The following is a 20,436-nucleotide window of genomic DNA, read 5'->3' as shown; positions in this document are numbered from 1 at the left end:
ACGAAGCCCGGCAATCGCCGGGCTTTTTTTGCATTTTCAAGCGCGATTGATAGCACGATGGAGGAGTGCACCGCCTAACATCGCGGGTACAAACCAAAGCGCTTCGGACGCACCCACACCCAACCCAGCCAAGGCCGGGCCAGGACAGTAACCGGCAATGCCCCAACCGATGCCGAACAGTGCTGCGCCACCTATCAAACGGCGATCAACCTTTGCATAAGAAGACAATCTGAAAGCATCTGCGAACAGCGGCGTCCCTGTGCGAATGACGCGCGGAAACAACACCAGTGTGGTGGCGACCGCACCGCCGAGTACGAAGGCAAGACTCGGATCAAAGTTGCCCGCAACATCAAGGAAGCCAAGGACGCGACGCGCATCGACCATGCCAGACATCGCGAGCCCGACGCCGAACAAAGCGCCCGACAAAAGTGCAGCGATCATGATCCGCTTCATAGCGAGAATCCCATATGGCGCGTCATGTAAGTCGCAATCACGGCCGTGAGCATGAAGGTCAAAACCGCCACGATAGAACGCGCTGATAAGCGACCGATACCGCATACACCATGGCCGCTGGTGCATCCATTGCCCATACGCGTCCCAAACCCGACCAGCACGCCTGCGACCACGAGACCCATGCGTGAGAAGTCTTCTCGCGGTTGCGGTGCGCCCGGAACGAATGCCATGTAAAGTCCCGCTGCGCCGATCACGCCCAGCACGAACGCCACGCGCCAGCGAGTTTCTCCGCGCTTGGGTAGCAAGATGCCGTTGACGATGCCACTGATGCCGGCGATGCGGCCGTTCAACCACAGCAATAGAACGGCAGACAGTCCAATTAAGATCCCGCCAGACAAGGCGAGCCACCACTGGCTGGTCATTGCTTCGATCCGATTTGATTCACGGGCAAGCGGAGATAGCGAATGCCATTTGCGTCGGGTTGTGGCAGTTCACCGGCGCGGATATTCACTTGCAACGCGGGCAGGATCAAACGCGGTGACGGCAAAGTGGCGTCACGCGTGTTTCTGAGCGCGACAAATGTCGATTGGTCAGTGCCACCGCCGATATGAATATTTTTGCTGCGCTGTTCGCTCGGTGAGCTTTCCGCGCGAGGCGCTTCACCTGCTTGCGGATAGTCATGACACAGGAACAGGCGTGTGTTTTCGGGCAAACCAAGCAGGCGTTGGATGGACTGATACAACGTGGATGCATCACCGCCGGGGAAATCTGCGCGTGCCGTGCCCGCTGCGGGTCCAAACACAGTGTCGCCGACAAATGCAGCGTCACCGATGACATAGGTGAGGCTGTCATCGGTATGACCGGGCGTTGCGATCACATCGACCGTGAGCGCGCCGACTTGAATTTGCTCGCCTTCGGAAAGCAGACGATCAAATTGACTGCCGTTGGCTTCGAAGTCTGCACCCAATCCAAAGAGCGTCTTGAAGCGCGCTTGTACGCCGGTGATGCCTTTGCCGATGGCCACGCGCGCACCCGTTTCGTGTTTGAGATAGGACGCCGCAGTCAGATGATCCGCGTGTGCGTGTGTCTCCAATATCCACTCAACCGTCAGTGACTGCGCCCGAACAAATGCCAAGACTTCATCGGCGGACGCCGTTGAGGTTCGCGCGCTTGCGGCGTCATAGTCCAGCACCGGATCAACAATCGCTGCATGTCCACCAGCGCTGTCGTAGACCACGTGGGTGAACGTTGAGGTCACCGGATCGTGGAAGGTTTTCACTTGGGGATTCATGTTCTGTTTCCTTGCTTTATTTATTAGCTTATGCTAATTTAGACATATCGCAATTAAATGTCAAGCCAGTTCATGCCACGCATTTCAAAGAAAGCCCTTTTGCCCGACGCGGATGCACTCGCGGACCACGCCATTGACGCTGCGGAATTGTTGAAGGCACTTGCCCATCCTGCGCGTCTGTTGGTGTTGTGCCAACTGGTCGAAGGCGAACGTTCGGTGGGTGAATTGCAGCCGGTCACCGGGCTTAGCCAATCCGCGCTGTCGCAGCACCTTGCGGTGTTGCGCGGCATGTCTTTGGTGCGGACGCGGCGTGATGCACAAACCATTTTTTACGCCCTTGAATCAGGCCCCGCGCTCGGTGTGATGAACGCCCTGTATGCCGCTTACTGCGGTGGCTCGGAGAAGCGTCGATGAACCCCGTTGAAGTCGTGCTGGGCGCGCTGTCGGGGAGCATCGTTGGCTTTACCTTGGGCCTCGTCGGCGGTGGCGGTTCAATTCTCGCTGTACCGTTGATGGTGTATGTCGTGGGTGTGCAGAACCCGCACGTGGCGATTGGTACCAGTGCGCTTGCAGTGGCGGCAAATGCCTTGATCGGGCTCGGCAACCACGCACGCAAGGGTCATGTGAAATGGCCATGCGCACTCACCTTTGCGAGTGCGGGCGTGCTCGGTGCATGGACAGGCGCACTGTTTGGCAAGTCAGTCGACGGTGAAAAACTATTGGCCTTGTTTGCGCTATTGATGTTGGTCGTCGCTGCATTGATGTTGCGCGCACGTGGGCAGGGTGGCGATGCGACCGTGCGCATCAGCCGTCAGAACGCGCCCAAACTTGTGGCCACAGGTACGGCAACCGGTCTGCTCTCGGGTTTCTTCGGCATTGGCGGCGGCTTCTTGGTGGTGCCCAGTTTGATTGCCGCGACGCGCATGCCGATACTGGCAGCAGTCGGATCTTCCCTGGTCGCTGTGACCGCATTCGGTTTGACCACGGCGATCAGTTACGCAAGTTCGGGCTTGGTCTCTTGGCCATTGGCTGCGATTTTCATTGCCGGTGGCGCAGTGGGCAGCGTTGCAGGCACCCGCACCGCTGTCCATCTTGCGGATCGAAAAGGTGCGCTTAACCTCGTGATGGCGGGCTTGATCACCGTTGTTGCGATCTACATGCTGTATCGCACAACCCATGCGATGGCTTTCAGCTAAACAAGCTTCCGGAACCAGGAGATTTTTGTGGACAGACCCATGTGTTATTCAGACAACCACTATGCGTATGGTCAGCCGACCGAGGCAGATTTGGCCGCGCTTGCAAAAGCCGGTGTCTCGACCATCATCAATCTACGTGCAGCGGATGAACCCGTGGACTATGACGAAGCCGCCGTGGCTTCACAACACGGTATGCGTTACGTGCACGTACCGATCACCGGACCCGGCGATCTTGATCGCGCGCGCATCTCGCAGTTCGGAGCAGCCTTGGATGCGGCGCGTGACCATGGTGGCGTATTGATTCACTGCGCAACCGCGAATCGCGTGGGTGCCATGGTGGCACTCGACGCCGCGTTCAATCGCGGTGCATCGCCCACAGAAGCCTTGGCATTGGGTCGCAGTGCGGGACTCGCCGGACTGGATGCCGCAGTCGCCGCTATGCTGTAGCTTGCAGAATTGATTGAGGACGTCCCTTCCGAATGTTGAGCGCTGGCGTCGTCATTCTCTGTTGTTTGGTTTGGTTGTCCATGTTGTTTGCCGCGGCCATTTATGCCGACCGCAAGCCGGCTTGGCTGTCACGTCATTGGGCCTGGATCTACGCGCTGTCGCTGCCGGTGTATTGCACGTCCTGGACCTTCTTCGGCACGGTCACCCAAGCAGCGCGTTACCAATGGCCGCTGCCGCCGACCTTTGTCGGCACGATCTTGTTATATGCATTGGGTGGCGTGGCAATCGTCGGCCTTGTGCGACGCGCGCGCGAAGTACACGCCAGCTCTTTGGCTGACTTCATCGCTGCCCGCTTAGGCCGCAATGCACCCCTTGCGGCTTTGGTGACCTTGGTGGCGATTTTGGGCTTGATTCCCTACATCGCACTCCAATTGAAAGCTGTGTCGATGGGCTACGACATGCTCGTGAATGGTGTGCGCCCAATGGATGCAACGGCGCATGCCGACATTGGCCCCGTGGTCGCGGTGGTGGTTGCAGGCTTCGCGATTTTGTTTGGCACGCGCAAAGCCGACATTGGCGGACATAGCCATGGCTTGGTGTTCGCGATTGCGTTGGAGTCTGTATTCAAATTGCTGGCGATGTTGGCTTTGGGCATTTTTGTCGCCACCCAATCCACGGACTTCGACACGCTGAAACATCCGTTGCCGGAAGCGGACCTGCAAGGCTTCGCGCCTTTGGTGGTGTTGGGCATCCTGGCGATGTTCACCTTGCCGCACCAATTTCACGTCGGCATCGTCGAATGCCGTGATGAAAAACATCTACGTTTAGCGCGCTGGGTGTTTCCGCTCTACATGATTTTGATTTCCTTGCCATTGCTGCCATTGGCGCGCGCCGGGGCTGCGCAATTCGCGGGCATGCCCGTGAACTCAGACCTCTACGTGCTCGCCCTACCCATGGCGCACGGCGAAAGTGGATTGGCCTTGTTTGCGTTTCTCGGCGGCTTGGCCGCGGCCACGGGCATGACGGTCATTAGCTTGTTGGCACTGAGCTTGATGATCGGCAACCACTGGTTGGCACCCGGACTTTTGCGCGGTGCTTGGGCACAAGGCGCCGGCGATTTGCGTGGGCGCGTGCTGATGTTGCGTCGCGCGGGCATCATCCTGATTGTGTTGCTCGCATGGATCTATGGTCGTGCAGTGGCCGGTGAAGATGCACTCGCAGATGTTGGCGCGGTGTCATTCTCTGCCTTGGCCACATTGGCGCCCGCGGTTGTAGTCGCTGCCTTGCTGCCTTCAACGCCCGCACGTGCTGTTTCGATCGGCATCGTTTGCGGCTTCATGGCTTGGACGTGGGCCATGTTGCTGCCGATTCTTGGCGACGCCGGTTGGGTGTCTGGCACTTGGTTGGCGAACGGACCGATGGGATGGGGTTGGTTGGCCCCGGACAACCTGCTTGAACTGACAGGTTGGGGCCGATTGGCGCGTGCCGTTGCGGTGAGTTTGATCGTCGCGACCCTTGCCACGGCACTCGCAAGTTTCGGTCTGCCGCGCCGCGCGGGCGCCACCCGTCGCCGCTTCGATGCGAACACCCTACGCAATGCCAGCTTGCGTTTCTTAGGGCCTGAGCGCGTGCATGACCTGTTGCGTGCTGCGCCGACCACTGGCGCGGTGAATTTCGAAACCATGAACGCGGTTGAACGTGCGCTGGCTGGTGTGCTCGGAAGTGCGTCTGCACGTTTGCTCTTGGATACCGCGCAACGAAAAACATCCGCTGAACTCGACACCGTCGCCAGCATCGTGGGTCAAGCTTCGGAAGATCTCAAGTTTAATCAGCGCGTGTTGGAAGGCGCGCTTGAGAATATGAGCCAAGGCATCAGCGTGGTGGATGCCAACTTAAAACTCGTGGCGTGGAATACGCGCTACCAAGAGTTGTTTGGATTTCCAGAAGGCATGCTAACAGTCGGTATGCCGATTGCCGACGCCAGTCGCTGGGCTTTGCAGAGCATGGGTCAGGCCGACACGCGTGAACAAGCTTTAGCGCGACGCCTCGGCCACATGCGTGCCGGCACGCCACACCTGTCCGAGCGCATTTTTCCCAATGGGGCCACCATCGAAATTCGCGGCAACCCGATGCCGGGTGGTGGGTTTGTCGCCACATTTACAGATGTCACGGCATTCAGGCGTGCCGCTGCGGAACTGCAAGACATCAATGCAACGCTTGAACATCGCGTGGTCGAACGCACGCAAATGTTGGACGAAGCGCGCGATGAAGCCGAGCGCGCCAATGACGCAAAGTCACGGCTATTGACGGCGATTGGCCATGATTTGCTACAACCGGTACACGCCGCGCAACTGTTCGCGGATGCACTCCTGCAGCAAACGCAGGATGCCGGCAAGCAACGTTCGATCGCTCAGATTCAAGGGGCGCTTGACGCCACCAATGACTTGTTAACCGATCTTTTCGACTTGTCGCGCATCGAATCCGGCGGCCTTGTCGTTGAGAAGCGCAACTTCCCACTGTCCGAATTGTTGGATCCGTTGGCTGCACAGTTTCGCGCCTTATCGGGCGCGCGCGGTTTGATCTTCAGCTATGTACCTACACGTGCTTGGGTGCAGAGCGATTTGCAATTGCTGCGCCGAATCCTGCAGAACTTTTTGGCCAATGCAGTGCGCTACACACCACAAGGTCACGTGCTTTTGGGTGTGCGGCATCTCCCCGGCGCGATTCGTGTGGAAGTACACGACACCGGCACGGGCATTCCGCCCGAAGCCCTCGAACGCATTTTTGAAGCCTTCCGTCGCGGTGAAGGCGTGCCAGGCCAAGGCCTCGGTTTGGGGCTTGCCATTGCCGATCGCATGGCCGAGCTCCTTGATGCGCCGATTCATGTCCGCAGTCGCGTGGGCTCAGGCAGCGTGTTTGCAGTCACGGTGCCCCAAGCAACACCGCAAGCACCGGAAGCGCGCGAACGCGGCCCCGACGCCGCGCACTTGCTGATTGTTGACAACGATCCGCTGTCACTCGAGGCCTTGGCTGAGGTCTTACATGGCTGGGGTTATCGGGTTTCGACGGCATCCGATCCCGACAGTGCCATGCAAGCCATGGCGAAAGGCGACGTCGATGCGTGGCTGTTGGATTTTCATCTAGACGATGGCATCACCGGTTTGGATGTGCACACGCAGTTGACGGAACGCTTCGGCAGCCGACCGACATTGATGATGAGTGCCGACGATGGCGGCGTGGTGCGACGCGAAGTGATGGAACGCGGCTTAATGCTGCTGCGCAAGCCTGCCCGCGCACTCGCATTGAAGTCGGTACTTGATCGGTTGTTGGCCGCGACCCGCGTCGACTGACTCAGCCGACCGGCATGTGTCGACTGGGATCTCCGAGTTCAAGTTCACGCAAGATGACGCCCGCGTGCGTGCGATTGCGTGCATCCAAGCGTTCCAGGATTGCAGTCACATGCGCTTTCACAGTGCGCTCTTGAATATCGAGCCGGTCTGCAATTTGTTTGTTCAACAAACCCTCAGCCACCAATTGCAAGACGCGGAATTGCTGCGGCGACAATGACGCCAAACGGGACGCCAATGCACGGTCGTCGGGTGAGGACGCCGCGCGTTGCACCGCCGCGCGCATCCCCGGTGGCAACCATCGCTCGCACGCAAGAACCGAGCGAATCGCGTCATGCAAATCTTCCAGACCCGACACCTTCGGCAAGAATCCCGCCGCACCATGGTCCAAAGCGCGCCGCACCACGCGCGGGTCATCATTCGCCGAACACACCATCACCGCCACCGACGGGTACTGTGCGCGAATTGCAGCAAGCCCGGTCAAGCCGTGATTGCCCGGCATGTGCAGGTCGAGCAAGATCAAATCCATATCAGGCAGGCGCTCGAGTGTCGCCATTACGGCTTCCAAGGAATCCGCTTCATACATCGTCATGTTGCCCACGGCATCCGCAGCCGCTTGCTTCAAGGCCGCACGAAACAAAGGATGATCGTCGGCGATCAGTATCGAAGTCATGAGGGCAGCCTATCAGCCGAAGGGGCGGCGTGGCGTTGCACCAAAGTACGATGCAACCCTCATCGCCTTCGCGCTATGGTCGATGCATGAAAATCTTGATGCCCGTGGCCGCCGCTGTGTTCGTCTCCGCTTGTGCGATGACGGGTGCGCACCCCAAGGAACCCGCTATGTCCGCACCTGTGACCGTCTCTGAACATCGACAAGGTGATGACCTGTTGACCGCGGGCCTTGGCTTGGCAGGATTGCGCGAGATGGCCGCACCCAAGTTTGTCGATCCGGAACATCCCACCGCCGCGGAACGACGTCGCCGCGCAATTTGGGCGAACTGGCGTGGCATTGCCGACTTGTCGATGCAGGGCGGATACGGGTCGGTCTACGGCAGTGTGGCCGACATTCCGGGGCGAGAGTTTTCCACCTTGATGACGGTGCCTGGTGCACAACACCCGCACCGCGTGCTGTTACAACTGCCGGACAATTTTGATGCGGGCAAACGCTGCCTTGTGGTGGCGGCCGCATCGGGTTCACGCGGTGTCTATGGCGCAATCTCATTGGCGTCCGCATGGGGCTTACCGCGCGGCTGTGCGGTGGTCCATACCGACAAAGCGGCGGGCAGTGATTTGTTCGACATCGATGCGAATGAAGGTGTCGACGCCCTCGGCGCACGCGTGTCGGCTGCGCGAGCCACGGCATTCGCGCCGCGAGTGGCCGAAGGCGCCAAAGGCATCGCCTTCAAGCACGCGCATTCTGAAGACAACCCTGAGGCCGATTGGGGTCGGCACGTGAAGCAAGCCGCAGCGTTTGCGTTGCAGCAATTGAATGAAGCCCTGCCGAACCAAGCGCCCTTCACGTTTGAAAACACACGCATCATCGCCACTGGGATCTCCAACGGGGGTGGTGCTGTTCTCCGCGCCGCTGAGATGGACGGCGATTGGTTGGATGGTGTGGTGGCCGGTGAGCCGAACGTTTATGTGGAAGGTGCGCGTCCTTTGTACGACTTCGCCACGGAAGCAGCAGTGTTTATGCCGTGCGCCCTACTCGATTTGCCAGCAGATGCACTGCCGCAGCCACCGGTGCGTGCGCAGGTGGAACCGCTGTGGACACAGCGCTGTGCGAGTTTGAAAGCACAAGGTTTGATTGAAGGTGACACCGTTGCCAAACAAGCGGCTTCGGCGCACGCGCACCTGCGCGCCAGCGGTTGGGATGACATATCGCTTGCCGCCGGTGCTGCTTCTACGGGATTTGATTTGTGGCGCTCAGTCGCCGCAGCTTACGCGTCGGCTTACGGTCGCTACCGCGCAGGCGAACATCCGTGTGGTTACAGTTACACCGCGATGACCGCGCAATTGCAGCCACGCGCAAGCACCGCTGCAGAACGCAACACCTGGTGGAGTGAATCGGCAGGCATTCCGCCGGGTAACGGCATCCTCTTGCACGATCCACGCATGGTGCCGCCTGATTTCAGTTTGGCCGGCGAGCAATGCTTGCGTGCGCTATGGACCGATGACAACGAAGACGCGAAACGTGTGCGTGCAGGCATCGAAGCCACGCGCGCGAAAATGCCCCGCCGTGGCTTGCCGGTACTGGTCATCCACGGCGAAGAAGACGGTTTGGTCCCTCCGGTCTTCAGCAGTGCGCCTTACGTGGCTGCCGCACGCGCCGCAGGCCGACCCGTCGGCTATTGGAAGGTGGGCAAGGCCGAACACTTCGATGCATTCCTCGCTTTCCCTTCGTATGCCGCGCGTTTCGTGCCCTTGATGCCTTACATGTATGCCGGCCTCGACCGCATGTGGTCCACGATTGAAAGCAAGGCAACACTCGATGGTGACGTGCGCATTGACGCGCAGCCACGCGGCACGGGTGCGGTCACTGCGACCGATCTGAAGCTACCAAATTAGGCTGGCGCCGGTGCGCGCGAATTCCGTATTCAGCCCAGCTTGACTACACTCGAATCTTTGCCGACGCATTGATTCGACCCATGGATGCCCTGCACCACATCGACATCCGACTGCTGGGCTACGCGCTGCTGATCTTGGCGGGGGTCGCTTCGTCCTTATTGGCACGGCGATTCGGCGCGCCATTGTTGTTGGTGTTCTTGGTCATCGGCATGTTGCTGGGGGTCGACGGGCCTGGCGGCATCCGCTTTAGCGATACGCGTCTGACCTTCCTCATAGGCTCGGTCGCACTGTGTGTGATTCTGTTTGATGGCGGCCTACGCACGCGCGCAGAAGCGGTGCGCGGCAGTGTGTCGCCCAGCATTCTGTTGGCGACGGTGGGTGTGTTGATTACCGCGGCACTCACCGGTGTCGCCAGCCATTACTTGCTAGACCTCAGCCCGCTGCAATCTTTGTTGCTGGGCACGGTGGTGGCATCCACTGACGCCGCCGCGGTGTTCTTCTTGATTCGTGCAGGCGGTCTGCATTTGGAGAAGCGCACAGGCAGCACGCTTGAGTTGGAATCGGGCGCCAATGATCCGATCGCCATCTTCTTGGCCACCGCAATCACGGTGTGGATTTCCGGTTCTGAAGCGCAAAGCTATCTCGGTCTGCTTTGGAGCATCGTGCGCTCGATCGGCGCCGGTGTTTTGTTCGGTTACTTCGGCGGTCGCATGATCGTTGGGGCATTGAATCGCTACGACCTCCCTTCTGGCTTGCATCCGTGGCTTGCGATTGCGAGCGCCTTAACCCTCTTTGCATTGACGAACCTGATCGGCGGTAGCGGCTATTTGGCCGTTTATATCGCCGGCATCTTGGTGGCCAATCGCCCCGTACGTGCACGCGCCGACGTGATGTCGGTGCAAGATGCGGCGACGTGGTTCGCGCAATTGGTGATGTTCTTATTGCTCGGCCTCTTGGCAACACCGCATGAGCTGCTAAAAATACTGTGGCCTGCACTCGGCATTTCGGCCTTCTTGATTTTCGTTGCGCGACCGGTAGCCGTCTTCGTGTGTTTGACCCCGTTCAAATACCGTTTGGGCGAAATGAGCTTCATTTCGTGGGTGGGCTTGCGCGGTGCAGTCGGTATTTTTCTCGCGTCGATTCCCCTGCTCGCTGATTTACCGAATGCGTGGATGTACTTCAACGTCGCCTTCGTGGTCGTACTGACCTCACTCGTCGTACAAGCGTGGACACTGCCGCACGCCGCACACCTTTTTGGCGTCGCCGTTCCGCGCAAAGACCCCGACACACGCCGCGTGCAACTCGATTTGCCAGGGCAGTTGGAGTTTGAGCTGCTCGGCTATCGCGTGGCCCAAGGGTGCCGCGCGCTGAATCCGGCACATTGGCCTTTGAATGTGCGTCTGCTCATGGTGGTGCGCGACGGCAAGATTCAATCGGCGGAAGAATCGGGCGGCGTGCAAGTCAACGACTACGCGTATCTGCTCGCGCCAAGTGCCAGTGCACAGCGACTGGATTGGATGTTTGTCGGCAAAGAAGTGACGGATGCCGAAGGCAGTCGCTTCGGTGAACTGGTCTTGCCTGGCAATGTTGAACTTGGCAGCTTGGCGGAGTTCTACGACCTGCATATCCCTGCACGCTTCCGCAAGTTCACCGCCGCAAACTTGTTTGCCGAACGATTCGACGACATGCCGCAAATCGGTGACCACCTGGGCATTGGGCCCGTCACTTTGACGGTGCGGGCCATGCAGGATGATCGTGTCAGCGAAGTCGGTCTGCGCTTGCTGACACTGGGCGAGCGCCTGATATCAGGCGCAAACGCTTAAGCGTGGAACTGATCGTGATGCGCGTCGTCGATGCGCGCTGCAGGTGCTTGGCCGCCAAACACAGATCGCCACGCGGCAAAGGTCATCAAGGCCTGTAGCGGCAGCAGCACCAGAATTTGCAAGAAGCTGCTGACCAAATCCGCCGCGCCACGACCCGCAATCACACTGATCAACCCGGTCACGATCATAAAGACAATGGTCAAGCCGATCAGGGTGATGACAAACAAGACAACGGCGAGGACCATGGCGCCGATGTTGCTTGCGACCGCACGGAAGCTGTCACCCATGGCGTCAAAGCCACGTCGTTCGCCGAACAAAATTTGCGGGATCGCAAGAAAGCTAAACATGGCTGCGATCAATCCAATCACGACGGAGATCAATGCCCAACGACCAAAGGCCGCAATCGGCAAGTCTTTCATCAGCGCAGCTTGCGCTTCCGGATTGTTTTGGATGGCTTCCAGCACTTGCATGGTGTGGGCCAGGTTTTGCGTCCCCACCATGACGTAGAGCAGCACACCGGAAATGATGCCGGCCGCAATTTGCGGCAGCAGCACGAGCAACAAGCGCGGTGCTTTGCCGCTGGCATAGACGCGCTGAAGCAAATCATTGCCGGGCTTCTTTCCGTCTGCCAGATCATGGGCGCCCAAGAGCAGCGCACCGACGAAGATCGGTTGCATCAAGGTCAGCACGAGCAGCACGAGCATGCCGAAGACGGGCGCCGACTTCAACAGAACGGTGGCCACGAGAATACCGACGGCGTACACGCCTGCCACCAGCAGGAACGGACCCGGTGCCGCGCGAAACATCGCGAATGCATCCAATATCCACTGCGCGCCAGACGAAGCCGGCACTTTATTCATTTGAGTATTCACGTTGTCCCCAAGAGTCGTTGTTGTGCGAGTTGGACGAAGCGGCGTAACAGACCCCGCGCATCCGGTGTTGATCGTATGGTACTCAACAACATGTCAAGGTCGCCTCCTTCTTCAAGAATGCGCTCTGCGCGCGCTTTGACATAGGTCCGCGTGATTTGGGTCGAGAATTCCGGATGGAACTGAAACCCCCAGCACATGGGCGCGTAGCGCACGACTTGATGTGGCTCCAATGCGGAGCGTGCCAAGGCTTTTGCACCGGGCGGCAAGGTCAACACGCTTTGCATGTGACTGGCATGCGCGGGAAAGTGTTCGGGCAAACCCTGCAAGAGCGCGTCGTCGCTCTGCATATCGCGCGTGATCTCGACCGTTCCGATCTCGCGCCCGGCCGGATTGTTGTCCACTTTGCCGCCCAAGGCGTGCGCAATCAGTTGATGCCCGTAACAAATTCCGAGCGTCGGTATGCCCTGCGCGATGCGTTCTCGCAACCAAGCCGCCGTGCTTTCGCTCCATGCGTGCCGATCGGTGACCATGGCCGGTGAGCCCGTGACAAAAATGCCGGCATACGGCACGCGGTCGGGCAAGGGCTCGCCATTGGCGACATTGATGACATCCGTACCATCGCGGGGAATATCGCCCGAGATTCGAATCCAATGCGGAAACCCGCGGTGTCGGCGCAATTCGGGGACCGGTTCGCCGGTCTGCAAAATCAAGAAAGGAGTGTGCATCTGTAGGGAAGCCGTGGCGTCCAAACTATACTAACGGGCTTGCAAGTTCGGATACATCTCATGTCTGTCGCCATCACTTTCCAGCAACTGATTCAGCGTCTGAATGCCTTTTGGGCGGATCAGGGCTGCGTCCTGATCCAACCGCTGGACATGGAAGTCGGTGCCGGCACCTTTCATGCGGCCACTTTCTTGCGTTCGCTGGGCCCTGAGCCGTGGAATGCCGCGTATGTGCAGCCCTGCCGTCGCCCGACGGATGGCCGCTACGGCGAAAATCCGAACCGTTTGCAGCGCTACTACCAGTATCAAGTGGCGATGAAACCCTCGCCCGACAACATTGTTGAACTGTATTTCGACTCTCTGAAGTCTTTGGGCATCGATCCGCAGGTGCACGATCTGCGTTTGGTCGAAGACAACTGGGAGTCCCCCACCCTCGGTGCTTGGGGTTTGGGTTGGGAAGTCTGGTTGAACGGGATGGAAGTCACCCAGTTCACCTACTTCCAACAAGCCGGTGGTTTGGAATGCAAACCCGTCTTGGGTGAGATCACCTACGGCCTTGAACGTCTCTGCATGTATCTGCAAAACGTCGACAACGTATTCGACATTGTGTGGACCTACGGACCCGATGGCACACCGGTGCTGTATCGGGACGTCTATCACCAGAACGAAGTCGAACAATCCACCTATAACTTCGAATACGCCGATGTTGAAGAGCTGTTCCATCGCTTCGATGCCTGTGAGCGCGAAGCCGTGATGTTGGTGGAAGCGAACTTGCCCTTGCCGGCTTACGAGCAAGTGATGAAAGCCTCGCATAGTTTCAATTTGTTGGATGCGCGTCGCGCGATCTCTGTCACTGAGCGTCAGCGCTACATTCTGCGCGTGCGCAAGTTGTCGCAAGCGGTGGCTGAAAGCTACTTCGCACAACGCGAGAAACTCGGCTTTCCTGCATTGAAGAAGTCGACGACGGAGGCCTCAGCATGAAGATGCAAACGCAGCCCTTGTTGATTGAGCTCGGCACGGAAGAGTTGCCAGTCAAAGCGTTACCGGTGCTGGCGGCGGCGTTCTTCGACGGCGTGTTGAATGGTCTTGAGAAGCGCGGCATCGCGTTTGTGCGCGGTGACGCGAAGCCTTTGTACACACCACGACGTTTGGCCGTGTTGTTGCCGGACGTGGCTGCACAGCAACCCGAGCAACACAGCGAAGTGTTGGGCCCGTATTTGAATATCGCATTGGATGCGGATGGTAAACCCACCAAAGCTTTGGAAGGTTTTGCCGCAAAAGCCGGCATTGCTTGGGATCAACTCGAACGCACGTCAGACAGCAAGGGCGAACGTTTTGTACATCGTTCGACGAAGCCTGGTGTTGCCACGTTGGATGTCCTCGGCGACATCGTGCAAGAAGCGATCGCCGCGATGCCGATTCCAAAGCCGATGCGTTGGGGTGCACATCCCTATGCATTTGCACGACCGGTCCACTGGCTGGTGGTGCTGTTAGGTCAACACGTCGCACCTGCAGAAATTTTCGGCGTGCGCGCGGGCAATCAATCCCGCGGTCATCGCTTCATGCACCCGGACGTGTTGACGCTCGATTCGCCTTTGCACTACATCGATGCATTGAACAAGGTCTACGTCATGGTGGATCCCGATGCACGTCGCGCCCGCATCGTTGAGCAAGTGACGACCGCTGCAGCCGCAGTCGGTGGTACGGCGCGCATCGACGCTGACAATCTTGAACAAGTGAACGGTTTGGTGGAGTGGCCTTCGCCCGTCACCTGTGCGTTTGAAAGTGCGTTTCTGGCCGTGCCGCAAGAAGCACTGATTGAAACCATGGAAACCAATCAGAAGTATTTCCCGGTGCTGGGTGCGCAAGGCAAATTGACCGAGCACTTCATCGGCATCGCCAATATCGAATCAAAAGACCCCTCCGAAGTCCGCAAGGGCTATGAACGCGTGATTCGCCCGCGCTTCAGTGATGCAAAGTTCTTCTTTGATGAAGACTTGAAGCAGGGCTTGAATGCCATGGGTGAGGGCCTGAAGACGGTGACCTATCAGGCCAAGCTCGGCAGCGTGGCAGACAAGGTCGAACGTGTTGCGCAACTCGCCGCTGCATTGGCACCCACATTGGGCGTCGACGCACAGGCCGCCGAGCAGGCTGCGCGCCTTGCCAAGAACGACCTGCAATCACGCATGGTCAACGAGTTCCCAGAGCTGCAAGGGATTGCCGGACGTCACTATGCGATTGCGCAAGGCGAATCTGCCGACATCGCAGCAGCGGTTGATGAAATCTACATGCCGCGCAATGCATCGGATGACATCGCACCTTCCAAACTGGGCCAAGTGCTAGCGATTGCCGAACGCTTGGATACGTTGGCGGGTGGTTTCGCTGCGGGTTTGAAGCCCACCGGCAATAAAGATCCGTTTGCGTTGCGCCGCAATGCATTAGGTCTTGCGCGCACATTGCTCGAAGGCAGTCATGACGTGTTGCCCAATGAATGGTTTGAGCGTGCATGGGCCTTGCAGCCGTCGCACGTGGCTGACGTGCACCCCTTCGATGTCACGCAATTTCTGTACGACCGATTGCGCGCTTACTTTGCAGAAAAAGGCAACACGCCGCAGCAGTTTGAGTCGGTGATGAATGTCGTGCACGAATCCTTGCCGGATTTTGCTGCGCGCTTGGCCGCGGTCAAGGAATTTTCGAGCTCGAGCGATGCGGAGGCCTTGTCAGCCGCGAACAAACGTATTCGCAACATCTTGCGCAAATCTGAGAACGACATCGCTGCCACAGTGAATACAGGCCTGTTCTCCGAGGTAGCGGAATCCACCTTGAACGATGCTTTGCAATCTGCATTGAATGACATCCGTGCGCCGTTGGCCGCACGCGATTACGCAACAGTGTTGTCACGCCTTGCGCAGTTGCGCGCACCTGTGGATGCCTTCTTCAACGATGTCATGGTGAACGCGGAAGATCCCGCCGTGCGCGGCAATCGTCTCGCCTTGTTGAATGCATTGGCCGGTGCGCTGGGCTCCGTCGCCGCGATCGAACATCTGTCGGTTTAGTCTGATTTTTGCGCGCATCGTTGCGCGCGCACTTTAGACTTCATGGCCTATCCGGGGAGGGATATGGCCATGCGCTCGCTACTTATTTTCGCTGTGATCACTGTCGTCGGCACCGTCCGTGGAGGCGACACGCCGTACTACGAGCAGATTCGTTTTCGCGACAACGACCCATTCGTGTTCTGCACGCAGGGCATCAAAGACAACCCGCGCGCGTGGTCACCCGACCAACCGATACGTGCTTTGTGGCGACTCACGCCGGGTTACTGTCCCGTGCCGAGCACCGGCACGTGTCCGGTGTATCCGTACACGTTCAAAAGCTGGTCACAGAATGACTTCAACGCACTGCAGCAGTACATGAGCGTTTGCCCGCAGGCCGAGAAAGAAGGCCGCTGGCGCGGAAAGGGCAGGCCCGAAAACTCGCCCTATTCGCATTAGTCAGTTGTGACCGGCCTTCGCCGGGAGCGCGTGATGCGACGGACGACCCATCTTGCGGTTGATCCACTCGCCCACGTCATCCAACACGGTGTAAGCAGCAGGAATCACCACCAAGCTGAGCGCAGTTGAGGTGATCAAGCCACCGATCACTGCCCACGCCATCGGTGCACGGAAACTCGAATCTCCAGAGAAGCCGAGTGCCAATGGCAACATGCCGGCACCCATCGCAATGGTGGTCATGATGACCGGACGTGCACGCTTGTGGCAGGCATCCAGCACCGCTTCGTGTTGACTCATGCCGTGCTCGTCTTCCGCCATCACTGCGTAGTCGACCAACAAGATCGAGTTCTTGGTGGCAATGCCGATCAACATCAGCAAGCCGATGAGCGCAGGCAACGACAACGCGTTTTGCGTGATCAGCAAGGCACCAAATGCACCAGCGGCGCACAAGGGAATCGCACACAAGATGGTGATTGGCTGCAACGCGTGGTTGAACAACAACAGCAAGACCATGTAGATACACACGATGCCGGCCACCATTGCCAAGGCAAAGCCCACAAACAACTCGATGAAAATTTCGGCATCGCCGGTATTGATGAACTTCACACCGGGCGGCACGTCCTTCACTGACGGCAGCTTCTGCACTTCGCTCATCACTTCACCCAAAGGACGACCATTGAGTTCTGCCGTCAGGGTGATGTTGCGCTGACGTTGATAGCGAGAGATCACCGAAGGGCCACTGCCCTGCTGAATGTCTGCAACGGCATCCAACGGCACGGGACCGCCTTTACCGCGCACTCGCAGTTGCGCGATCGTTGAAGGGTCACGCAAATCTTCGCGCGCGAACCCGACGCGAATCGGAATTTGTCGATCCGGCAGATTCAACTTCGCCATGCGTTGGGTGTAGTCCCCTGCGGTTGCTACACGCGCAGCTTCTGCAATGGCGGCGGTTGCCACGCCCACATCTGCAGCGCGCGCAGAGTCAGGCACGATTTGGATTTCCGGACGCAACAAAGATGCCGACGAAGAAATGCTGCCCAGTCCTTGAATATTGCGCAGATCGCGCTCCACCTTGGCCGCAGCATCTTCGAGCTTTTGCGGATCGTCGCCGGACAACACCAGCATCATCTGCTCGCCAGGTTCACTGCTGATGTAGCTGATCTTCGCACCGGGCAAATCAGACAGTTTTTCGCGTGCGGCCTGCTCCAACTCTTTCTGTGTGCGGTCGCGATCGTCTTTGTCTGCCCATTCCAACACCAAGGTCGCGCGTCGCGCATCCGCAACACCTGACTTGCTCGGATCGCCCACATCGGGCACCGCACCAATCATGGCAAAGACTTGCTTCAGCTCTTTGATGCTGCCGAGCTCTTTGCGTGCGCGCTCGGCCACTTGTGTCGTGGTTTCGATCGGCGTGCCGGGCGGCAACTCGATACTCAAGTTACTCCGACCCTGATCGGCGACCGGAATGAAGGTGGTCGGAATGAACGGAATCATGGCGAGCGACGCAAAGAAGAACAGCGTCGCCATCAACAAGGTCTTCCAACGATTGTGCGTCGCCCACGTCACGAGGTGCATGTAGCGCTTCATCATGCGCCCGTCTTCCGGATTCTCCGCGTGCGGCTTGAGCTGATAGGCCGCCATCATCGGTGTCAGCAAACGCGCCACGAGCAGAGAGAACAACACCGCCGTTGCCGCCGTCCAACCAAACTCCCGAAAGAACTTGCCGGCGATGCCTGGCATGAAGGCCACAGGAACGAATACAGCCGCCAAGGTCATCGATGTCGCGATCACCGCCGTGCCGATTTCATCCGCCGCATCGCGCGCGGCATCGATTGGCGATTTACCCATCCCGAGATGTCGCACGATGTTCTCAATTTCTACAATCGCATCGTCAACGAGAATGCCGACCACCACCGACAAGGCCAGCAAGGTAATCATGTTGAGCGAGAAGCCGAGGAAGTAAATCACGGCGAAGGTCGGGATGATCGACAAAGGCAAGGCGATGGCCGAGACCCATGTCGCGCGCCAATCACGCAAAAACAAATACACCACGATCAGGGCGAGAATTGCGCCTTCGAACAGCATCTCCATCGAGGAGTGGTACGACGTTTCGGTTTCAGTCGTCATGTCGCTGACGACCTTGAACTTGGCACCGGCGTGTTCTTTAGCGAGGCCCTCCAGCGCCTTTTTCACGCCATCGCGAACTTTCAGTTCATCCGAACCGCGCGTGCGTGCCAAAGAGAAACCAACAACGGGGCGACCATCGAGTAGCGCTGCCTGACTCGGATCTGCAGCACCATCCGTGACCGTCGCAATGGAAGACAGGCGCACAGAACGACCATCGGCCAGCGTGATGCTGTAGTCACGCAACTGCTGCGCGTCCTGCACCGTGCCGATGGTTCGAATGGTTTGCGCTTCACCGGCAAGTTCGGCTTTACCGCCCGGCCGTTCAACCTGCGACAAGGCGAGTTGCTGCGACACTTCGCCTGCAGTGACACCAAATGCTTCTAATGCTTGCGGATCCAAATCCACACGAATTTGACGGTCAACACCGCCGATACGTTTGACCTGCGCCACGCCTTCGACGCCATACAAAGCACGCGCCACATCGCGATCGACGAACCAAGACATTTCATCGGGTGTCATCGACGGCGCGTCCACCGCATAGGTCAATAGAGACCCGCCAATATCGACTTTTGAAATGATGGGCTCTTGGATGTCTTGCGGCAGATCCATGCGAATCCGCGTCACGGCATCTTTGGTGTCGTTCAAGGCCGTCATCAAATCGGCATTCAAGTTGAACTCAATCGCGGTCGTGCTGACACCTTCCACAACCGTGGAGGTGATCCGCTTGATGTTCGGTATCGTCGCGACCGAATCTTCGACCTTACGTGTGACTTCTGTTTCCAACTGCGACGGCGAGGCACCGGGTTGCATCACCGTGACAACCGTCATCGGAAACGCAATATCCGGAAAGCGCGCGACCGACAGCTTATGAAAGCCATACAAGCCCGCCACGCAGAGCACGAAGAACAACATGATCGCGGGCAGCGGGCGCTTGATCGCCCAAGAAGAGAGATTGCCGCCACCACTCACGGTTGTGCGCCTTTCGTTTGGGTGGGTGCAACAACGCGCACTTGGTCGCCGTCGGCGAGGAAGCCTGCGCCCTCAGACACGACGGCTTTGGCATTCTCCAAGCCCTTGGTGATTTCGACCAGGCCGCCACTCTTCTGACCTTGTTCGACGCGTACCGAACGCACCTTGTTGCCGCCTTCCACCACAAAGACTGTCGGGAAGCCATCGCGCATCACGATGGCCGAAGCCGGGACGACTTTCGCCATCGTGGTGCCGGTCGCGATATGACCTTGCAGGAAAGTCCCTTGTTGCAAACCTTGCGGCGCGGGCAGGTTGGCATAGACCGTGCCTGTACGCGTCGTCGCATCGACACCCGGGCTCACGGCGCGCACCACACCGTCCACACCCACGCCGTCCCGCGAGGTCAGGCGAATGGTGTCACCGGGCTTCACGCTGGCCAGTTGGCTGGCGGGCAGGTCTGCACGCCATTCAAGGCGACCATCACGAATCAAGCGCATGAGTTCCATACCGGCCGACACCACTTGGCCCGATTGCACCAAGCGCTTTGAAATCACACCATTGGCCGGGGCGCGCAAGTCGGCAAAGCTGCGGCGCAACGAGGCAGCATCGAACGCTGCACGGGCAGTCGCCACACGTGCCTCACTTTGCGTACGCGCCGCGCGCAGTTCGTCGAGCTGCATGGCGGAAATGTATTTGTCGGCGACCAGACTTTGACCACGCACCAGATTGGCGCGCGCAAGGTCTGCGCCGGTTTGCGCCTCACGCAATCCGGCACGCGCCTGGGCGAGGTCCGAATCGAGCGTGCGATGGTCTAGGGTCAAGAGCACTTGACCTTGACGCACCGTTTGTCCGACGTCGACATTGAGGCCGGTGACACGCAGCCCGGTCAGCTCGACGCCGAGCTGCATCTCTTCCACCGCCGCCACGGGACCAGAGACCGTGATGCCGCTGGCCATCTGCCGTTCGACCACGGGCGTGGTGGATACCGCGAGGGTCGATGCGCTGGTTTCAGCGCCTTTCTTGTCCGCGTCAGCGTCTTTCTTACAGGCAGGCAGGGCCACTGCAAACGCCAAGAGCAGCAGGACGGAGTATCGATGTGCGCGCATTGGGGAACCTAAAAACGGATCAGC

General features: G+C 58.7%; 17 protein-coding genes. 9 read left to right on the top strand and 8 right to left on the bottom strand.

What is annotated here, in order from left to right; genetic code table 11:
* Positions 1-36 precede the first annotated feature (36 nt).
* Genes G7069_RS04105 through G7069_RS04095 form a run of 3 tightly spaced genes read right to left on the bottom strand, consistent with a single transcriptional unit; the run spans position 37 to position 1,744 of the window.
* Positions 37-453 carry a DUF6691 family protein gene (locus G7069_RS04105; RefSeq protein WP_166294553.1) on the bottom strand — a complete coding sequence of 139 codons (417 nt, stop codon included), beginning with the start codon at positions 451-453 and terminating at the stop codon, positions 37-39.
* Positions 450-875 (bottom strand): YeeE/YedE family protein, encoded by a 426-nt coding sequence (locus tag G7069_RS04100; RefSeq protein ID WP_166294551.1) that lies wholly within the window; start codon positions 873-875, stop codon positions 450-452. The genes G7069_RS04105 and G7069_RS04100 overlap by 4 nt, the downstream gene beginning before the upstream one ends.
* On the bottom strand, positions 872-1,744 hold the full coding sequence (locus G7069_RS04095) for an MBL fold metallo-hydrolase (RefSeq protein WP_166294549.1): 873 nt from the start codon (positions 1,742-1,744) through the stop codon (positions 872-874). Before G7069_RS04095 ends, G7069_RS04100 begins: the two co-directional genes overlap by 4 nt.
* A gap of 72 nt (positions 1,745-1,816) precedes the next feature.
* Between G7069_RS04095 and G7069_RS04090 the strand changes: the two genes are divergently transcribed.
* From G7069_RS04090 to G7069_RS04075, 4 genes are read left to right on the top strand one after another with little or no spacing between them, the layout of a single operon-like run.
* Positions 1,817-2,158 (top strand): metalloregulator ArsR/SmtB family transcription factor, encoded by a 342-nt coding sequence (locus tag G7069_RS04090; protein WP_166297507.1) that lies wholly within the window; start codon positions 1,817-1,819, stop codon positions 2,156-2,158.
* Complete coding sequence (locus tag G7069_RS04085; protein ID WP_166294547.1) at positions 2,155-2,940, top strand: sulfite exporter TauE/SafE family protein; 786 nt, start codon at positions 2,155-2,157, stop codon at positions 2,938-2,940. Before G7069_RS04090 ends, G7069_RS04085 begins: the two co-directional genes overlap by 4 nt.
* Before the next feature lie 39 nt (positions 2,941-2,979).
* A complete protein-coding gene (locus G7069_RS04080) occupies positions 2,980-3,387 on the top strand; it encodes a sulfur transferase domain-containing protein (RefSeq protein WP_166294545.1) in 408 nt (135 codons plus the stop codon).
* A gap of 32 nt (positions 3,388-3,419) precedes the next feature.
* On the top strand, positions 3,420-6,737 hold the full coding sequence (locus G7069_RS04075) for a PAS-domain containing protein (protein ID WP_166294543.1): 3,318 nt from the start codon (positions 3,420-3,422) through the stop codon (positions 6,735-6,737).
* 1 nt (position 6,738) lies between these two features.
* Here the strand turns inward: G7069_RS04075 and G7069_RS04070 are convergent, their stop codons facing one another.
* Positions 6,739-7,407, bottom strand: coding sequence for a response regulator transcription factor (locus G7069_RS04070; protein ID WP_166294541.1), 669 nt, complete (start codon positions 7,405-7,407; stop codon positions 6,739-6,741).
* Positions 7,408-7,493: 86 nt separating this feature from the next.
* On the opposite strand from G7069_RS04070, the gene G7069_RS04065 reads away from it, so the two are divergent.
* Complete coding sequence (locus tag G7069_RS04065) at positions 7,494-9,302, top strand: 3-hydroxybutyrate oligomer hydrolase family protein (RefSeq protein WP_166294539.1); 1,809 nt, start codon at positions 7,494-7,496, stop codon at positions 9,300-9,302.
* An 80-nt stretch (positions 9,303-9,382) separates the two neighbouring features.
* Positions 9,383-11,125, top strand: a complete 1,743-nt coding sequence (locus G7069_RS04060; RefSeq protein WP_166294537.1) for a potassium/proton antiporter — start codon at positions 9,383-9,385, stop codon at positions 11,123-11,125.
* On the opposite strand, the gene G7069_RS04055 is transcribed toward G7069_RS04060, so the two are convergent.
* Positions 11,122-11,985 carry a BPSS1780 family membrane protein gene (locus G7069_RS04055; protein WP_166294535.1) on the bottom strand — a complete coding sequence of 288 codons (864 nt, stop codon included), beginning with the start codon at positions 11,983-11,985 and terminating at the stop codon, positions 11,122-11,124. The two genes, G7069_RS04060 and G7069_RS04055, sit on opposite strands and share 4 nt — an antisense overlap.
* A gap of 8 nt (positions 11,986-11,993) precedes the next feature.
* On the bottom strand, positions 11,994-12,722 hold the full coding sequence (locus G7069_RS04050) for a glutamine amidotransferase (protein WP_166294533.1): 729 nt from the start codon (positions 12,720-12,722) through the stop codon (positions 11,994-11,996).
* Positions 12,723-12,782: 60 nt separating this feature from the next.
* On the opposite strand from G7069_RS04050, the gene glyQ reads away from it, so the two are divergent.
* The 3 genes from glyQ (at position 12,783) to G7069_RS04035 (ending at position 16,210) form a co-directional block, all read left to right on the top strand.
* Complete coding sequence (gene glyQ, locus G7069_RS04045) at positions 12,783-13,700, top strand: glycine--tRNA ligase subunit alpha (protein ID WP_166294531.1); 918 nt, start codon at positions 12,783-12,785, stop codon at positions 13,698-13,700.
* A 2-nt stretch (positions 13,701-13,702) separates the two neighbouring features.
* The gene (glyS, locus tag G7069_RS04040; protein WP_166297505.1) at positions 13,703-15,775 is read left to right on the top strand and encodes a glycine--tRNA ligase subunit beta; all 2,073 of its coding nucleotides are present in this window, start codon (positions 13,703-13,705) and stop codon (positions 15,773-15,775) included.
* A 69-nt stretch (positions 15,776-15,844) separates the two neighbouring features.
* On the top strand, positions 15,845-16,210 hold the full coding sequence (locus G7069_RS04035) for a hypothetical protein (RefSeq protein WP_240912632.1): 366 nt from the start codon (positions 15,845-15,847) through the stop codon (positions 16,208-16,210).
* Here the strand turns inward: G7069_RS04035 and G7069_RS04030 are convergent, their stop codons facing one another.
* Both G7069_RS04030 and G7069_RS04025 read right to left on the bottom strand, forming a co-directional pair.
* On the bottom strand, positions 16,211-19,306 hold the full coding sequence (locus G7069_RS04030) for an efflux RND transporter permease subunit (RefSeq protein ID WP_240912631.1): 3,096 nt from the start codon (positions 19,304-19,306) through the stop codon (positions 16,211-16,213).
* The gene (locus G7069_RS04025) at positions 19,303-20,412 is read right to left on the bottom strand and encodes an efflux RND transporter periplasmic adaptor subunit (RefSeq protein WP_166294529.1); all 1,110 of its coding nucleotides are present in this window, start codon (positions 20,410-20,412) and stop codon (positions 19,303-19,305) included. Before G7069_RS04025 ends, G7069_RS04030 begins: the two co-directional genes overlap by 4 nt.
* Positions 20,413-20,436 lie beyond the last annotated feature (24 nt).

Origin of the sequence: Lysobacter sp. HDW10, from assembly GCF_011300685.1 — a bacterium.
Taxonomy (GTDB): Bacteria; Pseudomonadota; Gammaproteobacteria; order Xanthomonadales; family Xanthomonadaceae; genus Solilutibacter.
Note: the sequence above shows the minus strand (reverse complement) of the source record. Positions and strands in the feature narration are given on the sequence as shown.